25 protein-coding genes are annotated in these 26,522 nt (G+C 61.9%); 7 read left to right on the top strand and 18 right to left on the bottom strand.

Features of this window, described 5'->3' with window-relative positions:
- The first annotated feature begins 21 nt into the window (after positions 1-21).
- The 5 genes from JAB1_RS25000 to JAB1_RS24980 all read left to right on the top strand — a co-directional run bounded on the left by JAB1_RS25000 (position 22) and on the right by JAB1_RS24980 (position 6,129).
- Positions 22-408, top strand: coding sequence for a DoxX family protein (locus JAB1_RS25000; protein WP_070282174.1), 387 nt, complete (start codon positions 22-24; stop codon positions 406-408).
- Positions 409-564: 156 nt separating this feature from the next.
- Positions 565-2,808, top strand: coding sequence for a PhoX family phosphatase (locus JAB1_RS24995; RefSeq protein ID WP_070282173.1), 2,244 nt, complete (start codon positions 565-567; stop codon positions 2,806-2,808).
- Positions 2,809-3,028: 220 nt separating this feature from the next.
- Positions 3,029-3,682, top strand: coding sequence for a GTP cyclohydrolase II (ribA, locus tag JAB1_RS24990; RefSeq protein WP_034749940.1), 654 nt, complete (start codon positions 3,029-3,031; stop codon positions 3,680-3,682).
- A gap of 69 nt (positions 3,683-3,751) precedes the next feature.
- Positions 3,752-5,152: a serine protease gene (locus tag JAB1_RS24985; RefSeq protein WP_070282172.1), complete on the top strand. Its 1,401-nt coding sequence runs from the start codon at positions 3,752-3,754 to the stop codon at positions 5,150-5,152.
- Positions 5,149-6,129 carry an FHA domain-containing protein gene (locus tag JAB1_RS24980; protein WP_070282171.1) on the top strand — a complete coding sequence of 327 codons (981 nt, stop codon included), beginning with the start codon at positions 5,149-5,151 and terminating at the stop codon, positions 6,127-6,129. Before JAB1_RS24985 ends, JAB1_RS24980 begins: the two co-directional genes overlap by 4 nt.
- A gap of 94 nt (positions 6,130-6,223) precedes the next feature.
- Here JAB1_RS24980 and JAB1_RS24975 read toward each other — a convergent pair whose 3' ends face one another.
- Complete coding sequence (locus JAB1_RS24975; RefSeq protein ID WP_034779740.1) at positions 6,224-6,880, bottom strand: CCXG family PEP-CTERM protein; 657 nt, start codon at positions 6,878-6,880, stop codon at positions 6,224-6,226.
- A gap of 472 nt (positions 6,881-7,352) precedes the next feature.
- Between JAB1_RS24975 and JAB1_RS24970 the strand changes: the two genes are divergently transcribed.
- Positions 7,353-7,733, top strand: a complete 381-nt coding sequence (locus JAB1_RS24970) for an MmcQ/YjbR family DNA-binding protein (protein ID WP_225317377.1) — start codon at positions 7,353-7,355, stop codon at positions 7,731-7,733.
- Here JAB1_RS24970 and JAB1_RS24965 read toward each other — a convergent pair whose 3' ends face one another.
- Complete coding sequence (locus tag JAB1_RS24965; RefSeq protein WP_034779484.1) at positions 7,734-8,354, bottom strand: TetR/AcrR family transcriptional regulator; 621 nt, start codon at positions 8,352-8,354, stop codon at positions 7,734-7,736. It abuts the gene before it with no gap.
- A gap of 91 nt (positions 8,355-8,445) precedes the next feature.
- Here JAB1_RS24965 and JAB1_RS24960 point away from each other — a divergent pair, with 91 nt between their 5' ends.
- Entirely contained in the window at positions 8,446-9,660 is a 1,215-nt protein-coding gene (locus tag JAB1_RS24960; protein ID WP_070282170.1) for an MFS transporter, read from the top strand.
- Positions 9,661-9,663: 3 nt separating this feature from the next.
- Here JAB1_RS24960 and JAB1_RS24955 read toward each other — a convergent pair whose 3' ends face one another.
- The 16 genes from JAB1_RS24955 to nuoG all read right to left on the bottom strand — a co-directional run bounded on the left by JAB1_RS24955 (position 9,664) and on the right by nuoG (position 26,515).
- Entirely contained in the window at positions 9,664-9,966 is a 303-nt protein-coding gene (locus JAB1_RS24955) for a hypothetical protein (RefSeq protein WP_070282169.1), read from the bottom strand.
- Positions 9,967-10,023: 57 nt separating this feature from the next.
- Positions 10,024-11,199 carry a PQQ-dependent sugar dehydrogenase gene (locus JAB1_RS24950; RefSeq protein ID WP_070282257.1) on the bottom strand — a complete coding sequence of 392 codons (1,176 nt, stop codon included), beginning with the start codon at positions 11,197-11,199 and terminating at the stop codon, positions 10,024-10,026.
- Positions 11,200-11,312: 113 nt separating this feature from the next.
- A complete protein-coding gene (locus JAB1_RS24945) occupies positions 11,313-13,289 on the bottom strand; it encodes a hypothetical protein (protein ID WP_034779489.1) in 1,977 nt (658 codons plus the stop codon).
- Positions 13,290-13,500: 211 nt separating this feature from the next.
- The gene (gene ispF / locus JAB1_RS24940) at positions 13,501-14,001 is read right to left on the bottom strand and encodes a 2-C-methyl-D-erythritol 2,4-cyclodiphosphate synthase (protein ID WP_034779491.1); all 501 of its coding nucleotides are present in this window, start codon (positions 13,999-14,001) and stop codon (positions 13,501-13,503) included.
- A gap of 17 nt (positions 14,002-14,018) precedes the next feature.
- Positions 14,019-14,720, bottom strand: coding sequence for a 2-C-methyl-D-erythritol 4-phosphate cytidylyltransferase (ispD, locus tag JAB1_RS24935; protein WP_034779494.1), 702 nt, complete (start codon positions 14,718-14,720; stop codon positions 14,019-14,021).
- Between the two features lie 12 nt (positions 14,721-14,732).
- Positions 14,733-15,428 (bottom strand): membrane protein, encoded by a 696-nt coding sequence (locus tag JAB1_RS24930; protein ID WP_034779497.1) that lies wholly within the window; start codon positions 15,426-15,428, stop codon positions 14,733-14,735.
- Positions 15,429-15,436: 8 nt separating this feature from the next.
- On the bottom strand, positions 15,437-15,994 hold the full coding sequence (locus tag JAB1_RS24925; RefSeq protein WP_070255807.1) for an NUDIX hydrolase: 558 nt from the start codon (positions 15,992-15,994) through the stop codon (positions 15,437-15,439).
- A 74-nt stretch (positions 15,995-16,068) separates the two neighbouring features.
- Positions 16,069-16,392, bottom strand: a complete 324-nt coding sequence (locus JAB1_RS24920; RefSeq protein WP_070282168.1) for a DUF2818 family protein — start codon at positions 16,390-16,392, stop codon at positions 16,069-16,071.
- A 3-nt stretch (positions 16,393-16,395) separates the two neighbouring features.
- On the bottom strand, positions 16,396-17,898 hold the full coding sequence (nuoN, locus tag JAB1_RS24915) for an NADH-quinone oxidoreductase subunit NuoN (RefSeq protein WP_034779502.1): 1,503 nt from the start codon (positions 17,896-17,898) through the stop codon (positions 16,396-16,398).
- 16 nt (positions 17,899-17,914) lie between these two features.
- Positions 17,915-19,414, bottom strand: coding sequence for an NADH-quinone oxidoreductase subunit M (locus JAB1_RS24910; protein WP_034749975.1), 1,500 nt, complete (start codon positions 19,412-19,414; stop codon positions 17,915-17,917).
- Between the two features lie 29 nt (positions 19,415-19,443).
- Entirely contained in the window at positions 19,444-21,546 is a 2,103-nt protein-coding gene (gene nuoL, locus JAB1_RS24905) for an NADH-quinone oxidoreductase subunit L (protein ID WP_070255607.1), read from the bottom strand.
- Positions 21,547-21,592: 46 nt separating this feature from the next.
- Complete coding sequence (gene nuoK, locus JAB1_RS24900; protein ID WP_010399724.1) at positions 21,593-21,901, bottom strand: NADH-quinone oxidoreductase subunit NuoK; 309 nt, start codon at positions 21,899-21,901, stop codon at positions 21,593-21,595.
- Positions 21,898-22,530 (bottom strand): NADH-quinone oxidoreductase subunit J, encoded by a 633-nt coding sequence (locus JAB1_RS24895; protein WP_034779507.1) that lies wholly within the window; start codon positions 22,528-22,530, stop codon positions 21,898-21,900. The genes nuoK and JAB1_RS24895 overlap by 4 nt, the downstream gene beginning before the upstream one ends.
- A 66-nt stretch (positions 22,531-22,596) precedes the next feature.
- Positions 22,597-23,085, bottom strand: a complete 489-nt coding sequence (nuoI, locus tag JAB1_RS24890; protein WP_010399726.1) for an NADH-quinone oxidoreductase subunit NuoI — start codon at positions 23,083-23,085, stop codon at positions 22,597-22,599.
- Between the two features lie 14 nt (positions 23,086-23,099).
- Complete coding sequence (gene nuoH / locus JAB1_RS24885) at positions 23,100-24,182, bottom strand: NADH-quinone oxidoreductase subunit NuoH (RefSeq protein WP_034779509.1); 1,083 nt, start codon at positions 24,180-24,182, stop codon at positions 23,100-23,102.
- A complete protein-coding gene (gene nuoG / locus JAB1_RS24880; RefSeq protein WP_070282167.1) occupies positions 24,182-26,515 on the bottom strand; it encodes an NADH-quinone oxidoreductase subunit NuoG in 2,334 nt (777 codons plus the stop codon). Before nuoG ends, nuoH begins: the two co-directional genes overlap by 1 nt.
- Positions 26,516-26,522: the final 7 nt, after the last annotated feature.

Genomic DNA, 26,522 nt, shown 5'->3' with positions numbered 1-26,522 from the left:
ATATAGAAAAAGAGAAAAATCATGGAAAACAGAAGCAACGTCTTGCTGCCCCTCGGCCGTGCCGCCCTTGGCGTGCTGTTCTTTGTCTCGGGCTTGCTGAAAATCGGCGGCTTTACGGGCGTGGCCGGCTACATGGCCAGCCAGGGCTTGCCGATCGCCAATATTTTGCTGGTGGGCGTGATCGTGCTGGAAGTGGGCGGCGGCCTGCTGCTGATCACTGGCTGGCAGGCGCGCTGGGCGGCGCTGGCCCTGGCGCTGTTCCTGATCCCCACCACGCTGATCTTCCACGCCTTCTGGAGCGCCGACGCGGCCCACTTCCAGGACCAGTTGACGAATTTCCTGAAGAACCTGTCCATCTTCGGCGGCATGCTGTTGCTGGTGGAGCGCGGTTTTCGCCAGGCCAAATAAGGCCAAGGCTGCCTGACCGAACGGGCCCGTCATGGACGCGGCCCGCCGGGCCGGCAGCCTGTCACCGTTTTGTCATCAAGCTGACATGGCGCTGTCACATTCGACAACTATCATGCGGTTGCCTTTAAATCACGCAACCACAGGACATCGCAGCCCATGAACAAGCCCAACGATCTGGCCATCAGCGCCACCGATCTGAACGACATTGACAGCAACGCGTCCCACGACAACCACTTCAACAGCATCCTGAACGCCCGCCTGAGCCGCCGCAACTGGCTGCGCGGCAGCGCCGTCACGGCCGCTACCGCCGTCATGGGTTCGATGGGCCTGTCCGCTTGCGGCGGCGGTAGCGATGCGGTCGCCATCACGCCGACGCCAACGCCGACGCCCGAAAAACTGCTGGCCTTCACGGCCGTGCCGAAAAGCCTGGCCGACGTCGTGTCGGTGCCGGCCGGCTACACGGCCACCGCCCTGTATGCGCTGGGCGACTCGCTGCGCGCGGCGACGCCTGCCTACAAGAACGACGGCAGCGATACCGATTTCGACAACCGCGCCGGCGACCACCACGACGGCATGGAATACTACGGCCTCTCCGCCGCTGGCGCGCCGCTGGCGTCCGGCGCGGAACGGGGCTTGCTGGCCATGAACCACGAAGCGACCACGGACGAAAAACTGTCCTCGCACTTCCTGCACGTCAATGGCGGCACCACCACGCTGCCGCGTCCCGCCGCCGAAGTCGACAAGGAAGTGGCCGTCCACGGCCTGAGCGTGGTGGAAGTCAGGAAGACGGGCAGCGCCTGGGCCACCGTCAACGATTCCGCTTTCAACCGCCGCGTCACGCCGCTGACGGACATCGAGATTGCCGGCCCCGTACGCGGCAACGCCCTCGTGGTGACCAAGTATTCGCCGACCGGCACCAAGACGCGCGGCACCATCAACAACTGCGGCACGGGCAAGTCGCCATGGGGCAGCTACCTTTCCGGCGAAGAAAACTGGGCCGGCTATTTCACCCGCTCGGCCACCGACAATGCGGCGCGCGGCGACAAGTCCGTCGTTTCGCTGAATCGCTATGGCCGCAGCCAGGGCGGCGCCTCGCGCCACGGCTGGGAAACGGGCGGCAGCGACGACAAGTACGCGCGCTGGAACCTGAGCAAGATCGGCGCATCAAGCAACGGCAGCGACGACTACCGCAATGAATTGAACGGCATGGGCTACATCGTCGAAATGGACCCGTACGACAAGACCAAGGCTATCCGCAAGCGCACGGCCCTGGGCCGCTACGCGCATGAAAGCGCCGCCTTCAGCGTGCCGGCCGTGGGCCAGCAGCTGGCCGTCTACATGGGCGACGATTCGCGCAACGAATACATCTACAAGTTCGTCACGACCGCCGTCTGGGCCGCCGCGGACGCCAACCCGGCCGACCGCATGGCCACCGGCGACAAATACCTCGATTCGGGCAAGCTGTACGTGGCCAAGCTGGCCGCCGACGGCACGGGCCAGTGGATCGAGCTGGCCATGTCGAACGCGCTGATCCAGGCGTACAGCGCCTACAAGTTCGCCGACCTGGCCGACGTGCTGGTCAACGCCCGCCTGGCGGCCGACGCCGTGGGCGCGACGAAGATGGACCGTCCGGAATGGTGCTCGGTCAATCCTGCGAATGGCGAGATTTATTACACGCTGACCAACAACTCGAACCGCACCGTCAATCCGAGCGGCTCGTCGCAGCTGGCGCCGGACAGCGCCAATCCGCGCGCCTACACGGACATGAAGGGCAGCAGCGCGCAGAACGGCAATCCGAACGGCCACATCATCCGCTTCAAGGAAGGCACGGGCGCGGCCGCGGCCACCAGCTTTACCTGGGATGTCTACCTGTTTGGCGCCGAAAGCGGCGCCGACGCCAGCAAGATCAACCTGTCGAACCTGACGGCCGATCAGGATTTCTCGAGCCCGGACGGCCTGGCCTTCAGCCCGTACACGGGCATCTGCTGGATCCAGACCGACGATGGCGCCTACACGGATGTGACCAACTGCATGATGCTGGCGGCCATTCCCGGCAAGGTCGGCGATGGCGCCAAGTCCACCCTGAACTACGCGACGGCGGCCGGCGGCAACCTGGCGGTCGACACCTTCATCGGCAAGAAACCCACTGCCGACACGCTCAAGCGCTTCCTGGTGGGACCGGTCGGCTCGGAAATCACGGGCATCAGCGAAACGCCCGATGGCAAGACCATGTTCATCAACATCCAGCACCCGGGTGAAAACACCTCGCTGGCGAATATCGGCGATCCGTCCAAATACACGAGCCAGTGGCCGGCCAACGCCGGCTATGGCGCCGGCAAGCGTCCCCGCTCGGCCACCATCGTGATCACCAAGAACGACGGCGGACGCATCGGCAGTTGATGTCCCGTGCCTGGCGGCGGCATCCGCCAGGCAAAGCCAGCAGTTCACCTTGTAAAAGGAGGAAGTGTCCCTAAGTAAGGCTTATCACCAGACATTGCAACGACCGAATGGCAGCCAGGGAAAACGTTTCCCTGCTTTTTGGTATGATGGCAAGGCGCGCCGGCACCGGAGTGGTGTCGCGCGCCTTTTATTTTTGATAATTACTTATATGAGCACAACCATGCAAAGCGGCGCAGACATCCTGGCGACAGGCGAATTGGATTACACGACTTCCTGCGCACTGCCGACGCCGTGGGCCCAGTTCACCCTGCACGCCTTTGTCGAGCACGCCACGGGCAAGGAACACCTGGCCATGGTGCTGGGCGATATCGGCAACGGCGAACCGGTGCTGGCGCGCGTGCATTCCGAGTGCCTGACGGGCGACGTGCTGTTTTCCCAGCGCTGCGACTGCGGTGCCCAGCTCGAAGGCGCCCTGAAACGCATCGCCGAGGAAGGCCGCGGCATCTTGCTGTACCTGCGCCAGGAAGGGCGCGGCATCGGCCTGATCAACAAGATCCGCGCCTACCGCCTGCAAGAGGCGGGCGCCGACACGGTGCAGGCGAATGAACAGCTGGGCTTCAAGGCCGACGCGCGCAACTACACCTTGTGCAAACCCATGTTTGCGCAGTTCGGCATCCACAGCCTGCGCCTGATGACGAACAACCCGCGCAAGATCGCCGCCATGGAAGCGCTGGGCATCACGGTGGCCGAACGGGTGCCGCTGCTGGTCAACCGCAACGCCTTCAACCAGCATTACCTGAATACCAAGCAAAGCAAGCTCGGTCACATGATGACGCCGGAAACGGCACCGGCGCTGGAAGACGGCGCCCTGTAGTGCCCCGGGCCGGTGCGTGCTCGATACCGCGCCGCGCCGGCCGCGCTCCTGCTCACGCACAAAGGATGCATGAAATTATCTAACCTCGCCTTCTTGCTGGCCAGCCTGTGCGCTGCCGCAGGCGCCCACGCGGCCCCAGCGCCTGTACCTGCCGCGCAAGCCGCGGCCCCCACCGCTTCGACTCCCCCCATCAAGCCGCCGCCGGCCACCGCCGCGCCAGCCGCCACCGAACACGCAGCCCTGCCGCCGCCCTCCTCGGCCGCACAAAAGCTGTACACGGCCGCGCGCGCCGACATCCTGCAAGTGCGCGTGCTGCTGAAAAACGGCCGCACGCAGTCGTCCGTCGGCTCGGGCTTTTTGATCGGCACGGGCGACCTGGTGGTGAGCAACTATCACGTGGTCTCCCAGTTCGCCCTCGATCCGGACACCTATGTGGGCGAATGGGTCGACACGAGCGGCCAGCGGGGCAACGTGGAATTGCTGGCCGTCGACGTGCTGCACGACCTGGCGGTATTGCGCGTGAACCGCCATGGCACGGGCTTCTTCAAGATGCCGGAAGGGCTGGCGCCGCTGACGCAAGGCCAGTACCTGTATTCGATGGGCAACCCGCTGGACCTGGGCTTCGCCATTTCGGAAGGCTCGTACAACGGCGTCGTCACGCGCAGCTTCTACGACCAGCTGATGTTTACGGGACCGATCAATTCCGGCATGAGCGGCGGTCCCAGCGTGACCGCAAATGGCGACGTGGCCGGCGTGAACGTATCGAAACGCCTCGATGGCGAACTCGTCAGTTTTCTCGTGCCCGCCCGCTATGCCCAGCAATTGCTGGCCAAAGTGGCGCAGCAAGGCAAGCCGCCGAAGGACTTCAAGCCGCTGGTGACGGCGCAGCTGCTGGCGCACCAGGAAGTCATGCTGGCGCGCCTGCTCGACACGCCATTGAGCCTGAAAGCCATGGGCCCGTACCGCGTGCCCGTGCGCGAATCCAACCAGATGCGCTGCTGGGGCCGCTCCAACGTCAAGTCTGACAAGCCCTATATGCTCGACAACACCAGCTGCGCCATGGAATCGGCCATCTTCATCTCCGGCGCCCTGCAGACGGGGCAGGTGTCGATGCGCCACGAATTTTTGCGCAGCAGCGAACTGGGTCCGCTGCGCTTTTCCGAGCTGGCCAGTGCCTCGTTCAAGAATGAAAGTTTCGGCAGCTACAAGAGCGCGCACCTGACGGGCCCCCATTGCACTGAACAGTTCGTCAAGAACAAGACCTTACCCTTGCGCGCCGTCCTGTGCGTGCGCGCCTACCGCAAGTTTACGGGACTGTACGACTTCGCCCTGCTGGCCGCCAGCACCGATGAGCCATTGATGAGCCTGCAAAGCCGCATCGACGCGCGCGGCGTGTCCTACGCCAACGGCATGCGCGTCACGCGCACCTTCCTCGAAGCGCTGTCGCGGGAAAGCGGACGCAAGCCATGAAAGCACCATACTTCATCGAAATCCTCGCCGAGAATGGCGAAGTGCGGCAGCGCCAGCGCATGGCATCCCTGCCGATCCGCATCGGCCGCGGCTACGACAACGACTTCATCCTCGATGATGCGCATACGGCAGCCGCGCACGCCATTGTCGAAGACGACGGCACAGGCGGCCTGCTGCTGCGCGACCTGGGCAGCCAGAATGGCGTGATCCACCGGGGGCAGCGGCAACTGCAAGTGGCCATGACCGGCAACAGCATCGTACGCCTGGGCCACACGCGTCTGCGCGTGCGCGCCAGCGACCATCCCGTGGCGACCGAACTGGGCGACACCACCCGGCATGACTGGGAAGGCTTGCGCCCCGCCGTCGCCGGCCTGGCCATGATCGGCGCCTCGGCCGCCTTCAGCAACTGGCTCAGCGATGCGGACGCCTTCGACCCGATTTCCTACCTGATGATCATCGCCTACGCGCTGGCCGGCGGCCTCGTGTGGGCGTCGATCTGGGCCGTGGCAAACCGCCTGTTCGGCCATGTGGCGCGCTTCGGCCGCCACCTGTTCATCATCGGCTGCGGCTTGCTGGCCATGGAGGCGTGGGAACTGGGCAGCAACATGGCGGCGTATGCGCTGTCGCTGGAAGTGCTGACGCGCTACGGACGGCACATGTTCATCGTCATCGTCTGCGCCATGATCTACTACCATTTGTGCACGATCAAGCCGCAGCACCCGCGCCGCTTCGGCCTCGTTGCCGTCGTGCTGGCCATCCTTGGCTCGACCCTGATCCTGCTGAGCAATTTGCAGAGCAGCGGCCGCCTGGCCGACGAGCCGTACATGTCCGTGATCTACCCGCCGGCCTTACGCCTGAGCCCGGCTCACACGACGGACGCCTTCTTCCGCGATGCGGCCAGCCTGCAGCGCGCCGTCGATGCCGAGCGCGGCAAGGCGGCCAAGGGTGCCGACGAAGACGAAGACAGCGGCGATTAAGCCGCCGCCATGCAAAAAGCCCGCCGTGTCCTGACAGACCGGCGGGCTTTTTTTATCGCGCGCCATCAGGCGCGGCGAGGTCGGCGATACAAACTTAGAACTTGGATTCCTGCTTGCGGCGTGCCGTAAAGCCCAGCAAGCCCAGGCCGATCAGCAGCATGGCGTAGGTGGTTGGCTCTGGGACAGCCGAGATCAAGCCATCATTGGCGCCGAAGCTGACGAAATTGTTGTTGCCCGCCTTGAACTGCGCTTGCTGGCCGCCATCGCAGCAGCCTTCCAGGCCATAGATGCTCAGGGTATGGTTGCCGGCCGCCAGGGTGCTCGAACCGCTGAGGAACTGGCTGCCATTGTTGTAGTTGCCTGCCCACCACATGTCATTGCTCTTGAAATCCAGCGCCACGCCGTCGAGGAACAGGGCGCCGCCCTTGCCGAAATCGACGCCGCTGCGGAAGCTCCAGGTGCCCGCATCGGCCGCGCCGACGCCAAAGTTGATGACGGATTTGAAGGCGATGTTCGAGCCGCTGCCAAACAGGCCGCTGTTGTTGACGTTGTCATAGCTGGCAATCGTCGTCGAACCATAACCGGCGCCAGGCGTGGCCACGGCGGCATTCACAACGGACTGGTAGTCGGCGGCGGAGCTTTGCGCGCCGGCGCCCGAATAGCCGGTGGACAGGGTGATGGTACTGGCGTTCGCGTGGGCAAACACACCGACAGCGATCAGGGACAAAGCGATTTTAGGCAAGTTTTTCATGATGGTATCCAGTAAGTAAGTATTCAGTGGGCGCAGCAAGGGGCGCTGGAGCTGAATACACGCTGCATTGAGGCGTGTCGGCGTAGCGCTAGGGATTGCAGGAATGAGCGGTCGGGGGCATGGCTTCCGCGAAACAGCGCGGACTTGCGGCGTGCCATGGCGGCATTGCAAGCGTCCTGGAAAGGGTTCGGGTTCCCGGGACAAGGCCAGACAATTGACGGGTCAGGTAAGACGATGAAGCTATTCTAGCTCAAATTCCTTGGAAGAAAAGTATTTTTCTTTTAACCATGAAAGATATTTTTATGGCAAGCACCTGTCCAGCGGCAGAAAAACCCCATCCCTCACTCTGGAGCGGCGACCATGCGCGGCACGTGACGTGTCGCGGCTGCACCACAGACCAGTCCGTCAGTGTCGCATCTTGCGCATTTCTTTTCGCATGCCTCTGCACCACGGGGTGAAACAGCATGGCAAAATGCAGTCACGCTGCTATCTGTCCGATGAGGGGGAAAGAGGAATGGTCGACCTGGAAGAACTACGCTATCTGGCACTGTCGTTTCCCGACACCACCGAGGAAGAACACCACGACCGTCCGGCGTTCCGCGTGGGCGGGAAGATCTTTGCCACCCTGCCCGATGACGAGCACATCAACGTGCTGCTCGATGCGGAAGCGGCGCACATCGCCACCGTCATCACGCCATCGGGCTGCGAGAAACTCTGGTGGGGAGAACGCCTGGCTGGCATCACGGTGCGCCTGGCGGACGCCGAGCTGGACATGCTGGCCGCCGCCCTGACGGCCGCCTGGCGACGCAAGGCGCCCAGCGACTTGGCCAAGACCATCGCCCCGACAGGATAGTTACAGCGGCCAATTGCGCAGCAGCAATCCCACCATTTGCTGCAACTGCTCGCGCGATACGCCGGCCGCCGCCTGGATGGCCATGCCCTGCGACAGGGTCACGACAAAACGCGCCTGCTGCTCCGGGCAGGAATCGGGCGGCAAATCCCCCTCTTCCCTGGCGCGCCGCAAGCGGTCGCGCAGCTTGATTTCACCGCGCAGCCGGCGCGCAAACAATTCATCGCGGATCGGCAAGGCATCGTCGCTGCAGGCAAGCGCCGCATTGACGCCCATGCAGCCGTGCGGGCCATCGGGCATGGTTTGCGCGTCGACATATTGCGTCAGCAAGGCTTCCACCACCTGGCGCGCCGTCGGCTGTTCCAGCGCCGCGTCGAAGAACCGCATGCGCGTGTCGCTGTAGCGCTCGAGCGCCTTGTGGAACAATTGCTCCTTGTTGCCGAAGACGGCATACAGGCTGGGCCGGTTCATGCCCATGGCTTTCGTCAATTCCGGCAGGGAGCTGCCTTCATAACCCTTTTCCCAGAATACTTTCATGGCGCAATCGAGCGCCTGATCCGCGTCAAACGTGCGTGGCCGCCCCGTTTTCGCCTTGACCGCTTCCTCATTTTTATCTTGTTTCATACCGTTCGGTAAAAAATTATTGACAACACTGTCTGCCTTCCCTGATTATATACCGACCGGTTAAAAACCTCCCGGCTTTTCAGGAACCCCTATGCACACACCCTCCAACGCTTCTGGCGACGATACCACCGTGGCGCCATGGCTGGCCGTCTTATCGGTCGGCATCGGCGCCTTCGCCCTCGTCACCTCCGAATTCCTGCCCGTCGGCCTGCTGCCCGCCATGGCGGCCGAACTGGCCATCAGCAAGGGCCAGGCGGGGCTGATGATCACCACGCCCGGCATCGTTGCCGCGTTTGCCGCCATCTTTGTCACCGTCGGCTCGGGCCGCCTGGACCGCCGCATCGTGCTGCTGGCCCTCACGGCCCTGCTGGTGGCGTCGAACCTGCTGGTGGCGCTGGCGCCGTCGTATGCGTGGATACTGCTGGGCCGCGCCATGCTGGGCGTGGGCGTGGGCGGCTTCTGGGCCATCGGCAGCGCCATCGGCCCGCGCCTGGTGGCGCCGCAGCATGCGTCGCGCGCCATGTCCATCATCTTCGCCGGCGTCTCGCTGGGCACGGTGGCGGGCGTGCCGGCCGGTGCGCTGGTGGGCGAGCTGGTGGGCTGGCGGGTCGCTTTCGGCGCGGCCAGCGCCATTGCCGTACTGGTCTTCCTCGGCCAGCTGTTGCTGCTGCCCAAGCTGCCGCCGACGCAAGCCATCCGCCTGCGCCAGTTGCCGATGATTTTCGGCATCCGCAAGGCCAGGCTGGGCCTGATCGCCACAGCCATGATCTTCACGGGCCAGTTCGCCGCCTACACGTATATCGCGCCGTTCCTCACGCAAATCTCGCACCTGGCGGCCGGCACGGTCAGCGCCATGCTGCTCGTGTATGGCGCTTCCGGCTTCATCGGCAACCTCGCGGGCGGCTGGGCCGCCGGCCGCTACGAACGGGCCGCACTGATGGTGACGGGTGCCGTGCTGGGCTTGTCCACCCTGGCCCTGGCCGCGTTCGGCAGCCATTCGCTTACCGCCATGCTGCTGGTGGCCGTGTGGGGTTTCGGTTTCGGCGCCATGCCGATCGCCGTGCAGACGTGGATGTTCAAGGCGGCGCCACACTTGATGGAAGGCAGCAGCGCGCTGTTTGTCGCCATCGTGCAAGTGTCGCTGGCGTCGGGCGCCTTGCTGGGAGGCATGGCCGTCGACCGGCTGGGGGTATCGAGCGCGATGGTGGTCGGCGGCCTGTTCGCCCTCGGCTGCGCCTTGACGATCGCCATCTTTGGCAAGCCGCAGGCCAGCCCCAAGGCTGGCGCGGCCTGCGTCACATCGTAGGAATCAAATGCGGCCGCGGCGGAATTCGCCAAGGAATTTCGTCACTTCGGCCGGCGTCATCACGACGTCCGCATCGCCGTGATACGCATACAGGAAGGGCGTGCCGCCCAGGCGGTCCGTCAGCTTGGCAAAGAGCAGAAAGCGGCTGCCCAGCGGGTAGCGCTGCAGGTCGACCAGACGGCGCGAGCACTGCACGGCCAGTTCGGGCGAAAAAGCCTGGCCCGGCACGGGGCGGATTTCCACACGGCCATCAATAGCGCGCGATTCGACGGCAACGTGCCGGTATGCATAAGTATCACGGGCCATGCCGCCACCTTGAATGAAGTAAAGGCGCCATCTTAAGCGAAGATGACGCCTGCCGTGCTACTGCGCCACGATGCGCAGCAAACGGCCATTGTCTTCATCCGTCAGCGCATACAGATAGCCGTCCGGCCCCTGGCGCACGTCGCGCACGCGCGCGCCGATGGCCAGGCGGTCCTGCCCCGTCACCTTGCCGCTGGCATCGACGGCGATGCGGCGGATATCCTTGGCCGCCAGGCCGCCGCTGAAGATGCTGCCGCGCCAGGCGGCAATCTTGTCGCCCGTGTAGACGGCCAGGCCCGACGGTGCCGGCGACGGCACCCAGGCCACGCTCGGATTGAGCATGCCGGCCACTTCGTGCTTGCCGACGGGCTCATGCGTTTTGTAGTCGGCGCCATAGCCTTGCAGCGGCCAGCCGTAGTTGCCTCCCGCCACCACCAGATTCAGCTCATCGCCGCCATATGGACCGTGTTCCGTGGCCCACACGCGACCGGAAACGGGATCGAGCGCCAATCCCTGCACGTTGCGGTGGCCGTACGACCAGATTTCCGGCAAGGCACCCTTGGCCGCCAGCGGGTTGCCAGGTGCCGGCTTGCCGTCTTCCGTCAGGCGCAGGATGGAACCCTGGTGCGTGGCCAGATTCTGTGCCTGCTCGCGCGCCAGGCGGTCGCCGATGCGCAGCGGCGGGTTGCCGCCATCGGCCACGCTCATCAGTAAAGTGCCGTCCGGCAGCCACAGCAGGCGCGAACCGAAATGCTGGCCGCCGCTCTTGTCCGTAGCCACCTTGAACAGGGTCTGGATGCCCGTCACCTTCTTGCCGTCGAACACGCCGCGCACCAGGGTCGTGCGGTTGGCGTCATTGTTGCCGGTCGACACCGTCATGTAGACGCGCTGCTGCGCCTTGCCCGCATCCTGCGGGTGCAGGACGATATCGAGCAAGCCGCCCTGCCCGCCTGTAAACACCTTGGGCATGCCTTCCAGCGCCACATCGGTAAAAGTCTTTCCATTCAGCAGATGCAATGTTCCCTGCTTGCTGGTGACGAGCGCGCGCCCCTCGCCCAGCCAGGCGATGCCCCACGGCTGGCGCACGCCCTGCGCGACGGTCTCGGCCTTCCAACCCTGTTTCGCGGCAGGCGGCTCGCCCGTGGCTTGCAGTTCAGCGTGGGCAGGCATGGCCAAGGCCGCGAAGGCCCCCAGCAGCAGGGCGGTGGCAAGGCGTGTGCGCTTGATGGTTGGCATCGGGAATTCTCCTGTGTCGTCAATAAAAAAAGCGGCCGCGATGGTCTTTGCCATCGCGCCGCCTTTAAAAATAGCACAGATTGCACGGCGGACGCGCCGCCGCGTCCATACGATCAGCGATACACCAGATAGTACTTGGCGCGCGCGGTGCCCTTCTGCGCGCCGCCCGTCTGCACCAGCGCCACCGGATCGCCGGCGGCCGTGTGGAAGATACCTATGCCGTAGCTGGGTTCGCCACCGATGTACGGCAAGCTGACATTACCATCCGGGAACAACAGTTCTCCGCTAAACCGCCTGTAACTGGCTTCGTAGATCACATTGCTGACCGGATAGCCATAATTGTACGATGTCTCCAGGACCAGCGCTTCCGCCTTGGTGGGCGAGTAACTCATCGACAACACGCTACTCCCATCCGTACTGAGGATAAAGCGACCGACATATTTCAGCGTATCGGTACTGAAATACGTACCAGCAGCCGTAAACAGCAGATCTTCCTTGGAAGACAAGAAGAACGGAGCCCCCGACGGGTAGTCGAGATAGGTGTGGTCATTGGACAGAACGGCATTGCTTTGCGGGTCTATGTCAAAGTACGTGATAGCGGATGTATATCCCTGCGCCACGAATGCCTTGTTTTTGGATGCCGCAAAAACGCCACGCAACGCTCCATAGAGGACATAGTAAGAATTAAGTCCTGGAAGGACCTGGCCAGTACGCCCGTTGATCACACTAACAGCGGCTCGCGGCGATGTGCCGACAGAAGAGCCCGTCAGGAAGACGATGCCAGCATTGGTCGTGAATACCTCTGTCTGCGTACCGTCTGTGCCTGTAGAACGCAGCAGTTGCCCTGCCACCAGGTCAACCAGGCTGACCACGCCTTCATGCAATACGGCAGCCAGCTTGCCGTCCGGACTCAAATTAAACGACTTGACCGAGGTTGGCAGACTGATGCTCGTAGTGACGCCATCAACCGGATTGGTGATTTTCAAGGCATCAGGATCAGCACTGACCATGACCAGGCGATCGAGTCCCTTGCTGTAACGTACTTCCTGCGGCGTGAAAGGCAAGGCCACGACACTATAGGATGCGATGACGGCATTGAACTTCAGATAGGCCACCGCTGTCTGCCGACCGTTGCTGACCGTCAAGGACAGCATATAGGCGCCCGCCACGTCCGGAGTGAACGATGGTATTGCGGTCGATGCTGCGGCCAGCGCGGCAACAGAACCGGCCGGCCGGCTGTCGACCGCCCAGGCATAAGTCAATTGCGCGCCACCCTCGTCATAGCTGAGAATGCCGCTGGTGACCAGCGGCTGGCCGACGGGGACGGTTTGGTTGTTGCGGCTGACCACCGCGACCGTGCCCTGGATCACGCCCATCGGCATGCTGTTGTTGGCATCGAACTGGTACACCGTTTCGGCATACGCGCCCTTGCCGTCCGCGCCGCGGGCGCGCACTTTGTACAGGCCCAGCACATCGGGCGAGAAACGCGCCGTTTGACCGCTGACAAACAGCAGGGACGTACTGCCAGCTGGCTTCTGGATCAGTTCCCACGTCGTGCTCACCTTGTCGCCATCGGCATCGGTACTGCCCGTAGCATCAAGCACGATGCCGGAACCTGCCGAGACACTCACAGCATCCTTGACTAGCGGCTGCGCCGTAAACGTCGCATTGACCACCACCACCGCATTCGGCACCCGGTTATTCACCAGCACGGTGGCATTCTTTTCCGCAAAACCGCCCTTGCCATTCGTCACGCGCAGCTTGAAGACATAGGTGCCCAGCGCGTCGGGCTGGAAGTTCAGTTTCGGGGTCGAGACGGCGCCCATGTTCAAGCCGCTGCCGGCAGGTTTCGAGACCATGCTCCAGGCAAAGCTCAGCGTCCCGCCGTCGCCATCCTTGCTGCTACCGGCATCGAGTTCAATCTGTCCACCCATGCTGCCGATGGCATCGGCACCTTCTGCCGCCGCCGACACGGCACCGGCAAACAGGATGGCCGGCTGCGGCACGACCACCACGGGCGGCGGCGCCGCAGTTTCACTGCCACCGCCACCGCCGCCGCCACACCCGGCCAGCATGGCCATGGCCAACATACCCGCTCCCAACCAGCGCGCGGCTGGTCCCTGCATACGACTACGCATATGATTCCGTTCTTTCAATATTTCCCGTGGTTATAAAGTGACGTCTTGTCGCGTCCGAAAAAGCGGACAAATATTATCATGACAATAACGTTAAATTTTCACCAAATTTCAATTTGGAAATATTAATTTTCAGGAATCCTTAAAAAGGAGCTGCCGGGTATGCTCAGGCGCGCAGCAGCAAGGCCACGGCTTCGGCCGCGATGCCTTCTTCACGGCCCAGGTAGCCCAGTTTTTCATTTGTCTTGGCCTTGATGTTGACCTGGCCCACGCTCACGCCCAGGTCTTCGGCCACGTTGGCGCACATGGCGGCGATGTGCGGCGCCATTTTCGGGCGCTGGGCGATGATGGTGGCGTCGATATTGCCGATGATATAACCGGTCGCTTGCACGCGGCGCGCGGCCTCGCGCAGCAGGGTACGCGAATCGGCGCCCTTGAACTGCGCGTCCGTGTCGGGGAAATGGCGGCCGATGTCGCCCAGCGCGGCGGCGCCAAAGATGGCGTCCGTAATCGCGTGCAGCAATACGTCTGCATCGGAATGGCCGAGCAAGCCCAGGTGATGGGGGATTTTCACGCCGCCGATGATCAGGTCGCGGTTTTCCACCAGCGCGTGGCAGTCATAGCCCTGGCCGATGCGGAAAGGCAGTACGGGAGTCGTTGTGTTCATGCGGGTCTCTCTGGAATTCAAGGGTTGGCCAAATACAGTTCGGCCGTGTATATGTCGCGCGGCAAGGTTACCTTCAGGTTGCGCGGGTGGCCTTCGACCAGCATGGGCGCCAGGCCCAGCGCTTCGACGGCGCTGGCGTCGTCCGTGATCGCTTGCGGGTCGGGCGCTTCGGATAAGGCTTGGTGCAGCAAGGCATAGCTGAACATCTGCGGCGTCTGCGCCAGCCATAGATGGTCGCGCGGCACCGTCTGCGCCGACAGGCCGTCCTGCCCCGCCCGCTTGACGGTATCGACCACGGGCAAGGCCAGCAAGCCGCCGGCCGGGTGGTCGCCCACCTCGCCGATGAGCTTTTCGATCAGCGCCGGCGTCAGGCCGGGACGCGCCGCGTCGTGCACCAGCACCTGGTCGTGGGCACCGATGCTGCCGTGCACGGCCTGCAAGCCGTTCAGGATCGTCTCCATGCGCGTGGCGCCGCCGCAGCGCAGCACAGTGACGCCCTGCTCCGGCACGACCGTATCAATCACGCTATCCTCCGCGCTGACGACGACATACGTGTGCGCGATCAGGGGGCTGGCGAGAAAGGCGTCGAGCGCGTGGCGCAGCATGGGTTTGCCGGCGATAGGTAAATATTGCTTGGGACTGCCCGCTTCCATGCGCGCGCCCACGCCGGCGGCGGGGATCAGCGCAAAATAACGGACGGTGTTCGGTGCTGCTGTCATGCCATTCCTTATCTAGTTGGCGGGCGCTGCCTTGCCCGCCAGGATGTTCTGGATTTCGCCCTTGCACGCCTTGCCCAGGCGCGCATATTCTTGCGGAGAATCGATGGACGCCTGCAAGGTTTCCACCTTGCGCATTTCAGCCTTGATATACGGCAACCAGCCCGTGTCGATCTCGCGCGCCAGCGCCGCCTTGGCCGTGCCGCTGGGCGCATACAGGGGCCGCGCCTCGAAGCGTTTGGCCAGCGCCGCGCGCACGGTCTTTTCCACGCGCGGCAAATGTTCCATATAGGTCCTCATGTGCCGCAGCTCGTGCGCGAGTATCTCATCATACGCGCAAGTGCCGGGGGCAAACTCGCGGCCGATATAGATCACCACGGGCGCATACGTGAGGGACACGGTAATCTGCGGCGCCACGCATTCATAGCCGCTGGCCGGGTCTTGCAGCATGGGACCGGCCAGGGCGATGGCCACGCGCGAATCCGTCTTCGTCAATCCCAGTACCCAGGTATTGGCGCGCGCCGTGCCCTTCATCACGGTCAGGGCCTTGTACGGCAGATGCGTGTCGATGCTGTAGCCATTCTGCTGCGCCGTCAGCACGGACACCGTCTTGCTGATCGTGTCTTCGCAGCGCACCTGGAACGGCGTGCGCGCGGCCCCGTGTGCGCCCAGGCTGGCAGACGCCAGCAGCAGGAAGATCACCGTGCGCATGTGCGGAATCAGGCCGGTTGCCAGGCGCCGCTGGTGATCTTGTCGAGCCAGAAAATGCCGATGACGGTTTTCACGTCCGTGATGGTGCCATCCTTGACCCAGTCGAGCAGCTGCGGCACCGTGGCCGTAAACGTTTCCAGGAATTCGCCCTCGTCGAGCTGGCGTTCGCCGGCCACCAGGCCGCGCGCCAGGAACAGCTCCAGGTGTTCATCGGAATAGGCGATGGCATTATGGATGGTGGAGACGAATTGCCAGTCGCTGGCCGTGTAGCCCGTCTCTTCCAGCAATTCGCGCTGGGCGCAGGCCAGGTGCGATTCGCCCGCGTCGATCTTGCCGGCCGGGAATTCAATGAAGACCCGGTCCAGCGGATAGCGGTACTGGCGTTCCATCAGCACCGTGCCATCGTCGAGCAGCGGCAGGATCACGACGGCACCCGGATGCAGGACGAATTCGCGCGCCGTGATCTTGCCGTCCGGCAGCGCAACCCGGTCGCGCTGCACGCGCAGGAAGCCGCCCTGATAGACGAGCTCGCCGTCCACCTTGGTTTCAGTTAAATTCATATCCATGCGTTCAGTATCCATACCTTGATTATGCTCAATAAAAAAAACGGCGCCAGAGGCGCCGCTTTCGGTCGATGGGGCTAGTGTCGTTTGCGCAGGTAGCGTGTGACAAAGCCTGGGAAAGCCAGCACCAGGAACAGGCAGCCGGTGATGGCATAGAACTCCCACGTCTGCGGGAAAGCGTTGCCGATGCGCGCTTCGAGCGCGAACGCCACGGCGCCGACGATGAAGTACAGAATCACCATCTCCAGCAGACGCAGCGCCAGCGGCTTGCGCCAGCCCTGCTCTGCTTGCGCCACCCTTTTCAGGGGCACGGCGGCAAACAGTTTCTCGTTCAGGAAAGGCAGGTTGGCGCCCAGGATGCCCAGGGCGATCACCAGCCAGCTCGAGGCGGTGACATCCATCGGTCAGGACGCCAGCGTCTTGGTGATGGCGGTCGCGCAGGCTGCCAGGATGCTGTTAGGCATCACACCCAGCGCCAGGACGAACACGCCGTTCAGGGCCAGCACGACGCGCATGTCGCCATGCACGACCAGCACATTGCCGTCCGTCGGCTCGTCGAACCACATCATTTTCACGACGCGCAGGTAGTAGAAGGCGCCGATCAGCGAGAACAGCACGGCAGCGATGGTCAGCCACAGCTGGCCCGTCGCCAGCACGGAAGCGAGCACCGAGTACTTGGCCATGAAGCCCATCAGCGGCGGCACGCCGGCCAGCGAGAACATGAACAGGGTCATCACCAGCGCGAAGATCGGGCTGCGTTTACCCAGGCCCTTGAAGTCGGCCAGTTCGTCTGCTTCGAAACCATTACGTGCCAACAACATGATCACGCCGAAGGTACCCAGGGTGGTGAACACGTAGGTAATGACGTAGTACATCGAGGCGCCGTAGGCGGTGGCTGCGCCAGCCGCGTTCAGGGTGTTGTTCGGTGCATCCACGGTACCGGACAGCAGGCCCAGCAGAACGAAGCCCATTTGTGCGATGGTCGAGTACGCCAACATACGCTTCAGGTTGGTTTGCGCGATGGCGGTGAAGTTGCCGATCGCCAGCGACATCACGGCCAGCACCAGCAGCATTTGCTGCCAGTCATGTGCCATCGGCAGCAAGCCTTCGGCCAGCAAGCGCAGGGTGATGGCGAAGGCGGCCAGTTTCGGCGCCGCGCCCAGCAGCAGGGTCACGGCCGTCGGCGAACCTTGATACACGTCAGGCACCCACATGTGGAATGGCACGACGCCCAGTTTGAAGGCCAGGCCGGCAACGAGGAACACCAGGCCGAAGACCATGATGGTGCCGTTGGTCTTGCCGTTTTCCAGCGCCACGCGCAGTTCGCCCAGGTCCAGGGTGCCGGAGGCGCCGTACAGCATCGAGATACCGTACAACATGAAACCGGAGGCCAGCGCGCCCAGGATGAAGTATTTCATGGCCGCTTCCGTGGCCTTGGCATTGTCACGGCGCAAGGCGATCAGTGCGTACAGCGACAGCGACATCAGTTCCAGACCCAGGTAGATGATCAGGAAGTTGTTGGCCGAGATCATGATCATCTGGCCCAGCAGTGCAAACAGGGCCAGCACGTAGAACTCGCCGCCCAGGTTACCCGACAGCATGCTGCGGTCGGTGGCATAGGCGCGCGAGTAGATCAGGGTCAGCGCCACGGCGCCGTACGAGAACAGTTTCAACAGCTGCGACATCGGGTCCGACACGAACATGTTGTGAAACGTGTAGACGGTGGTGCCCGCATTGAAGTCGCCCACGGTCAGCAAGGCGCAGCCGGCCAGGGTCAGCAGCGACAGCGCATAGGTGATCGAACGCTTCGCCGCAGGCAAGAACATATCGATCAGCAAGAGCGCCGACGTGGCGATCAGCAGAAAGATTTCCGCGTACAGCGGTACCAGATTAGGTGCATTAGTCATGTTATCGGTCTTCTATTTAAGGCAACTTGCTGGTGGCGACATGCTGCAGCAGGTCAGCAACCGAAGTTTGCATCGTGTCGGTGAACGGGGCTGGGTACAGACCCATCACGAGCACGGCGATGGCCAGCACAGCAAGCATGAAGAATTCACGTTTGTTGATGTCGGTCAGTTCGGCCACATGCTTGTTCTTGATCTTGCCGAACACCACGCGCTTGGCCATCCACAGCGAGTACGCCGCGCCCCAGATCAGTGCCGTTGCAGCCAGCAGACCGATCCAGAAGTTGTATTTCACCGCGCCCAGGATCACCATGAACTCGCCGACGAAGCCGGACGTGGCAGGCAGACCGCAGTTGGCCATCGAGAACAGCACGAAGAAGGCGGCAAATTTCGGCATGCGGTTCACGACGCCGCCGTAGTCGGCGATGTTGCGGGTATGCATGCGGTCATACAGCACGCCGATGCACAGGAACATGGCGCCGGAGATGAAGCCGTGCGAGACCATCTGCACGATACCGCCCTGCACCGAGATGTCATTGAACATGAAGAAGCCCAGGGTCACGAAACCCATGTGCGCGATCGACGAATAGGCGACCAGTTTTTTCATGTCTGTTTGCACCAGGGCAACCAGACCGATGTAGATCACGGCGATCAGCGACAAGGCGATCATGAAGCCCGACAGGTAGTGGCTGGCGTCCGGCGTGATCGGCAGCGAGAAACGCAGGAAACCGTAGGCGCCCAGTTTCAGCATGATGGCGGCCAGCACGGCGGAACCGCCCGTTGGCGCTTCCACGTGGACGTCCGGCAACCACGTGTGGACGGGGAACATCGGCACCTTGACGGCAAACGCCATCAGGAAGGCCAGGAAGATAAAGATCTGCTCGTTCATCGTCAGCTTGAACGCATGCCAGGCCAGGATGTCGAAGGTGCCCGACACATTGCGCAGGTAGATGATGGCAACCAGGGTCAGCAGCGAACCGAAGAAGGTGTACAGGAAGAACTTGAACGACGCGTACACGCGGTTCGAACCGCCCCAGATACCGATGATGATGAACATCGGGATCAGGGTTGCTTCAAAGAAGAAGTAGAACAGCAAGCCGTCCAGCGCGCAGAACACGCCGATCATCAGGCCTGACAGGATCAGGAACGAGCCCATGTACTGGGCGATGCGCTTCTCGATCACTTGCCAAGCGGAAATGACGACGATGACGGTGATGAACGCCGTCAGTGGCACGAACCACAACGACAGGCCGTCGATACCCAGCGAGTACCAGATATTGAAGGTTTCAATCCACGGTGCTTTTTCGACGAATTGCATGCCGTGCGCGGCGTTGTCGAAATGCTGGATCAGCGGCAAGGTGCACAGCATGCTGAGCACGGCGCCAGCCAGCGACAGCCAGCGGGTAAAGCCCGCTTTGCTGTCACGGCCGAGAGCCAGGATCAGGACGCCGCAAATGATCGGCACCCAGATCGACAGACTCAGGTAAGGAGGTAGTGTAGAAATCGTAGACTGCATCATGGTTCTCAGTATTCTTTTATCAGGTCAGCTTACTTAGCGGGCCAGAATGGCAGGAAATAGATCAGGAAGCCCAGCACGCCCAGGATCATCACGAATGCATAGTGATAGATGTAGCCGGTCTGCAGCACTCGCGACAGCGAGGACAGCCAGGCGACGACCTTGGCGCTACCGTTGACCAGCAGGCCATCGATCAGCTTCTTGTCACCGAAGTTCCACAGGCCATTACCCAGCAAGCGGGCACCGCCGGCGAACACGACTTCATTGAACTTGTCCATGTAGTACTTGTTGTCCAGCAGGGTGTGGATCGCGTGGAACTTGGCAAAGAACCAGGCCGGTACACGCGGGTTGACCATGTAGCAGTAGTAGGCTGCCACCACGCCGGACAATGCCAGCCAGAACGGTGCCGTCGACAGGCCGTGGATCGCCATCGCCATTGCGCCGTGGAATTCATGCGACAACTCTTCCATTGCTGGATGGTTTTCGCCCACAAAAATCACGCCCTTGAAGAAATCGCCATGCAGCATCGGGCCGATCGTCAGGTAGCCGATGATCAGCGAAGGAATCGCCAGCATCACCAGCGGGAACCATACGACGAATGGGGACTCGTGCGGCTTCTGGCCAGGTTCCAGACCGTGGTGCGCGTGGTCGTCTTCCTCTTCTTCATGACCATGGTCGTCATGTGCATCGCCGTGCGCGCCATGGGCCGCTTTCGGTGCGTGATGGTCGTCATGGCCATGCGCATGCGCCTGGCCGAAACGTTCCTTGCCATGGAAGACGAGGAAATACATGCGGAACGAGTAGAAGGCGGTGACGAACACGCCAGCCAACACGGCGAACTGGGCAAAGCCAGCGCCCCAGATGTGCGTCGCTTCGACGGCTTCGATGATGCTGTCTTTCGAGTAGAAACCGGAGAACAGCGGCGTGCCGATCAGGGCCAGCGAACCGATCAGGGAAGTGATCCACGTGATTGGCATGTACTTGCGCAGGCCGCCCATGTTGCGGATATCCTGGTCGTGGTGCATGCCGATGATGACGGAACCGGCGCCCAGGAACAGCAGTGCCTTGAAGAATGCGTGCGTCATCAGGTGGAACACGGCCACGGAGTACGCGGACGAACCCAGCGCCACGGTCATGTAACCGAGCTGCGACAGCGTCGAGTAAGCGACGACGCGCTTGATGTCGTTCTGGATGATGCCCAGGAAGCCCATGAACAGCGCCGTGATGGAGCCGATCACCAGGATGAAGGACAGTGCCGTGTCGGACAGTTCGAACAGCGGCGACATGCGCGAGACCATGAAGATACCGGCCGTCACCATCGTCGCGGCGTGGATCAGTGCCGAAATCGGGGTAGGACCTTCCATCGAGTCAGGCAGCCACACGTGCAGCGGGAACTGCGCCGACTTGCCCATCGCGCCGATGAACAGGCAGATGCAGGCAACGGTCAGCAGGGCCCAGTCGGTGCCTGGCAGGCTCAGCAGCGCCAGTTCGTCTTTCTTGGCGAATACTTCCTGGTAGTTCATGGTGCCGGCGTAGGCCAGCAGCAGGCCGATGCCGAGGATGAAGCCGAAGTCGCCCACGCGGTTGACGAGGAAAGCCTTCATGTTGGCCACGATGGCCGTCGGACGCTGGTACCAGAAACCGATCAGCAGGTAGGAAACCAGGCCCACGGCTTCCCAACCGAAGAACAGTTGCAGGAAGTTGTTGGCCATGACCAGCATCAGCATCGAGAAGGTGAACAGCGAGATGTAGGCGAAGAAGCGGTTGTAGCCTTCGTCGTCCTTCATGTAGCCGATCGTGTAGATGTGCACCATCAGGGAGACGAAGGTGACCACGCACATCATCATCGCCGACAGCGAATCGATCTGGAAGCCCACTTCCATCTTCAGGGTGCCGATCGTCATCCAGTTATAGATCGTGCCATTGAATGTCGCGCCATCCATCACTGCCAGCAGTGTCTGCACGGACAGGATGAACGCAATCAGTACGCCCAGGATCGTCGCGGTATGCGACGTCTTGCGTCCGACCAAATTACCCAGGAACTGGGTGCCAAGCAAACCTGCAATCGCGGCACCGGCCAGCGGCGCCAGCGGTACGGCAAGAAGGAGGTTAGGGTTGAGGAGTTGCCCCGCCATGATGAACCTTAATCGTTATTATTCGAGAGATCGAGTCTGAAAAACATCAGCCTTTGAGGCTGTCCAGGTCTTCGACGTTGATGGTATCCAGATTACGGAACATCACCACCAGAATAGCCAGACCGATAGCCGACTCAGCGGCGGCAACCGTCAGGATGAAGAAAACGAAGATCTGACCGGCCGCGTCGCCCATGAAATGGGAGAACGCGATGAAATTCATATTCACCGCCAGCAGCATCAATTCGATTGCCATCAGCAATACGATGATGTTCTTGCGGTTCAGGAAAATACCGACGATCGAGATTGCGAACAGGATCGCGCCCAGGACCAGAAAATGTGTGAGCGATAATGTCATGGTGCCTCCTTAACTTCCGGCTCAGCCGCAGGACGCTCGACGACCGCGTCCATCTTGATGATCTTCAGGCGGTCGTTGCGCTTGACGCGCACGGCATCGCCTGGAGCAAAGTGCTTGGTGTCCTTGCGTTTGCGCAAAGTCAGTGCGACCGCGGCAACGATGGCCACCAGCAGCACGACGGCAGCGATCTCGAAGGCGAACACATATTTCGTGTAGATCAGCAGGCCCAGTTCCTTGGTGCCGCCCAGGTTGACGTTCACCGGAGCGATGCTAGGCGCAAAGTTGCGGAAACCGTGCCACAGGACAGCGGCCATTTCCAGCACGATGATCACGCCCACCGTCACGGACAGTGGCAGATAGCCCCAGAAACCTTCGCGCATGCGGTCGATATTGATATCGAGCATCATGACCACGAAGAGGAACAGCACCATCACGGCGCCGACATACACCAATACCAGCACGATGGCCAGGAATTCAGCTTGCAGCAGCATCCAGATGCCCGCTGCGGAAAAGAAGGACAGTACCAGGAACAGTACTGCGTGGACCGGATTACGGGCCGTGATGACGCGCGTCGCTGCCAGAATCAAGATCAGCGCGAAGGCGTAAAACAAAATTGTTTTAAAGTCCATAAAAAACCCAATAGACGTACAGATGAACGAGGGGCGCGCCGCAGCTGGTCAGCTGCGGCGCATCCATCAGCGATAAGGTGCGTCGGCGGCGCGCGCAGCGGCGATGTCATTTTCATAACGATCACCCACGGCCAGCAACATCTCTTTCGTGTAATACAAATCCCCGCGTTTCTCGCCGTGGTATTCCAGGATTTGCGTCTCGACGATCGAATCGACCGGGCAGGACTCTTCGCAGAAACCGCAGAAGATGCACTTGGTCAAGTCAATATCGTAACGCGTGGTGCGGCGCGAGCCGTCGTCACGCTGTTCCGATTCGATCGTGATGGCCATCGCCGGGCAAACCGCTTCGCACAGTTTGCAGGCGATGCAACGTTCCTCGCCGTTCGGGTAGCGGCGCAGCGCGTGCAAGCCACGGAAACGCGGCGAGATCGGTGTCTTCTCTTCCGGGAATTGCACCGTGATCTTGCGCGAAAACATGTACTTGCCTGTCAACGCCATGCCCTTGATCAGCTCGCCTAACAAGAGGCTGCTGAAGAAATCTTTTACCTTATCCATTCGTATGCACTCTCTTACTTCCAAATATTCCAGGATGTCTGCATCCAGGCAGCGACGAAGACCAGGTAGACCAGCGTCAACGGGATAAACACTTTCCAGCCGAGGCGCATGATCTGGTCATAACGGTAGCGTGGGAAAGTACCGCGCACCCAGATGAACACCGACACGATGAAGAAGGTCTTGGCGAACAGCCAGAAGAAGCCGCCGAAACCACCCCAGAACTCAAGGAAAGCAAATGGTGCGGACCAGCCACCGAGGAACATGATCGAAGCCAGGGCGCCGATCAGGATCATGTTGGCGTATTCGGCCAGCATGAACATGGCGTAGGCCATGCCCGAGTACTCGACCATGTGGCCGGCGACGATTTCCGACTCGCCTTCGACGACGTCGAACGGGTGACGGTTGGCTTCAGCCAGGCCCGACACCAGGTAGATGACGAACATCGGCAGCAGCGGCAACCAGTTCCACGACATGAAGTTCACGCCCTTGTCGGCGAAGAAGCCGATTTGCTGGCCGCTGACGATGTCGATGAAGTTCAGGCTGCCCGAGACCATCAGCACGATGACCATCACGAAGCCCATCGGGATTTCATACGAAATCATCTGTGCCGAAGCGCGCATGGCGCCCATGAACGAGTACTTCGAGTTCGAGGCCCAGCCGGCGATGATGATGCCGTAGACTTCCATCGAGGTAATCGCCAGCAGCATCAGCAAGCCTGCGTTGACATTGGCCAGTACGGCTTGCGGACCGAACGGCACGACCGACCAGGCGGCCAGGGCCGGCATGATGGTCATGATCGGGCCGATCACGAACAGGCCCTTGGCGGCCTTGGACGGGATGATGATCTCTTTGAACAAGAGTTTCAGCGCATCGGCGATCGGTTGCAGCAAGCCCAGCGGGCCCACGCGGTTCGGGCCGACGCGGATCTGGATCCAGCCGATCAGCTTGCGTTCCCACAAGGTCAGGTAGGCAACCAGGCCCATCAGCGGCAGCAGTACACACAGGATCTTGATCAGGGTCCAGAAGAACGGCCACGAGCCGCCCAGCAAATCCTGGCCGCTGCTGTTGATGACGTTTACAAATTCAGGCAGAGCCATCAGATTTTCCCCTCTGCTGTTTCAACTGTGATGTCACCGAACATGCCGCCCAGGCTAGCCGTCGAGGCATGCGCCGCCGACACTTTGACCACATTGGCTGGCAGGCCGGCATGGAGTGCCGCCACCAGGATGGCGCTGCCGGAGCCTTGCGCCACTTTGACCTTGTCGCCCGCCTTGATGCCCAGCTTGTCAGCCAGCGCCAGGGACAGGTGCGCTTGCGGTGCGGCGCCATCGACCGTGCGCAGCAGCGGTTCGGAGCGGCGCACGAGCGCGTCGGCGAAGTAGATCGGCACGTCGGCGATGCGTTGCAGCGCAGGCGAAGCCGGTGCGTAGCTTGCCGCTTCCGGCGCGTTCTTGGCGATGTTGTTCAGCTGTGCCGACAGATCGGTCACGCCGGCGCCAAACGCTTCGTCGCGGATTGCTTCGGAAGTGTCGTAGTCGAAACCGGCCAGGCCCAGGATGTTGCCCAGGACGCGCAGCACTTTCCAGGCTGGACGGGTTTCCGCCAGGGGTTTCACGGTGCCGTTGAAGCTTTGCGCGCGGCCTTCGCAGTTGACGAAGGTGCCCGAGGTTTCAGCGAACGGAGCGATCGGCAGCAAGACATCGGCGTAATCCATGCCGTGCTTGAAGGCCGACATCGCCACGACCATGTCGGCGCCATCCAAGGCGGCGCGGGCCGCTTGTGGATTGGCAGCGTCGAGTTCCGGCTCGGCGTGCAGCAGCACGTAGGCTTTTTTCGGCGCGGCAAAGGCAGCTTGCACATTGGCGCGCGGCTTGGCGACCAGGTGCGCGCCAACCGTGTTGGCCGCTTCCGTCAGGTAGCCGAGCTTGGCGCCCGTCTGTTCGGCGATCCATTGCGCGGCAGCATGCAATTGCGACGCTTGCGGGTGTTGCGTTGCCGCGTTACCCAGCAGTACGGCGCCGTGGTCGCCAGCCATCAGGCTGGCGGCAATCGCAACGGCCACGTCCGAAGCGGCGATCGCTTCAAAACCGGCTGGCGCGGCGATTTCTTTGGCTTTGGCAACGGCGACGACCACTTCCGACAAGGCCGCCAGCCAATCGCCAGGCGCGACGATCATCTTGTTGGCGATGGTGATCAATTGATCATCGTCGGAGGCGTGCAGGATCGACAGCTTGGCGCCGCCCTTGACGGACGCGCGCAAACGCGTGGCCAGCAATGGGTGGTCCTTGCGCAGGAACGAGCCGATGACGAAGGCGCGCTTGATCTGGCCAAATTCGTTGATCGGCATGCCCAGCCATGGCTTGACGCCAGCGTCCAGCGCGAAGTCGGTCTGGCGCAGGCGGAAGTCGACGTGCTCGGAACCGAGACCGTTGACCACTTTTTGCAGCAGTACCAGCTCTTCGACGGTCGAATGCGGCGTTGCCAGCGCGGCGATGGCGTCAGCGCCATGCTCGTGCTTGATGTTTTTCAGGCCGTGCGCCACGTATTCCAGCGCCGTTTGCCAATCGACTTCTTTCCACTCGTTGCCTTGTTTCAGCATCGGGGACGTCAGGCGTTCGGCGCTGTCCAGCGCTTCGTACGAGAAACGGTCCTTGTCCGAGATCCAGCACTCGTTGACGGCTTCGTTTTCCAGAGGCAATACGCGCTTGACCTTGCCAGCTTTCACTTGCACGATCAGGTTCGCGCCCAGGCCGTCATGCGGGCTGACCGATTTGCGGCGCGACAGTTCCCACGTACGGGCGCTGTAGCGGAACGGCTTCGAGGTCAGTGCGCCGACCGGGCACAGGTCGATCATGTTGCCCGACAGTTCGGAGTCGACCGTCTGGCCGACGAAGGACACGATTTCCGAGTGTTCGCCGCGGCCGATCATGCCCAGCTCCATCACGCCAGCCACTTCCTGGCCAAAGCGTACGCAGCGGGTGCACTGGATGCAGCGCGACATTTCTTGCATGGACACCAGCGGACCGGCTTCCTTCGGCTGCACGACGCGCTTGTCTTCCTTGTAGCGCGATTCGCTCTTGCCGTAACCCACGGCCAAGTCTTGCAACTGGCATTCGCCGCCCTGATCGCAGATAGGGCAATCGAGCGGGTGGTTAATCAGCAAGAATTCCATGACCGACTTTTGCGCCTGCACAGCTTTATCGCTGGCGGAGCGCACGATCATGCCGGCACTGACCGGGGTCGCACAAGCGGGCAAAGGCTTGGGCGCCTTTTCCACTTCGACCAGGCACATGCGGCAGTTCGCTGCGATCGACAATTTCTTGTGATAGCAGAAGTGCGGAATGTAGGTTCCCAATTTGTTGGCGGCGTCCATCACCATGCTACCAGCAGGGACTTCGACTTTTTTGCCGTCTATTTCGATTTCAACCATGGTGATC

The sequence above is a fragment of the Janthinobacterium sp. MP5059B genome (assembly GCF_001758645.1).
In the GTDB taxonomy this organism is placed as follows: Bacteria; Pseudomonadota; Gammaproteobacteria; order Burkholderiales; family Burkholderiaceae_D; genus Janthinobacterium; species Janthinobacterium lividum.
The sequence above is the reverse complement of the archived record's forward strand: the minus strand, read 5'-3'. Positions and strand labels throughout refer to the sequence as shown.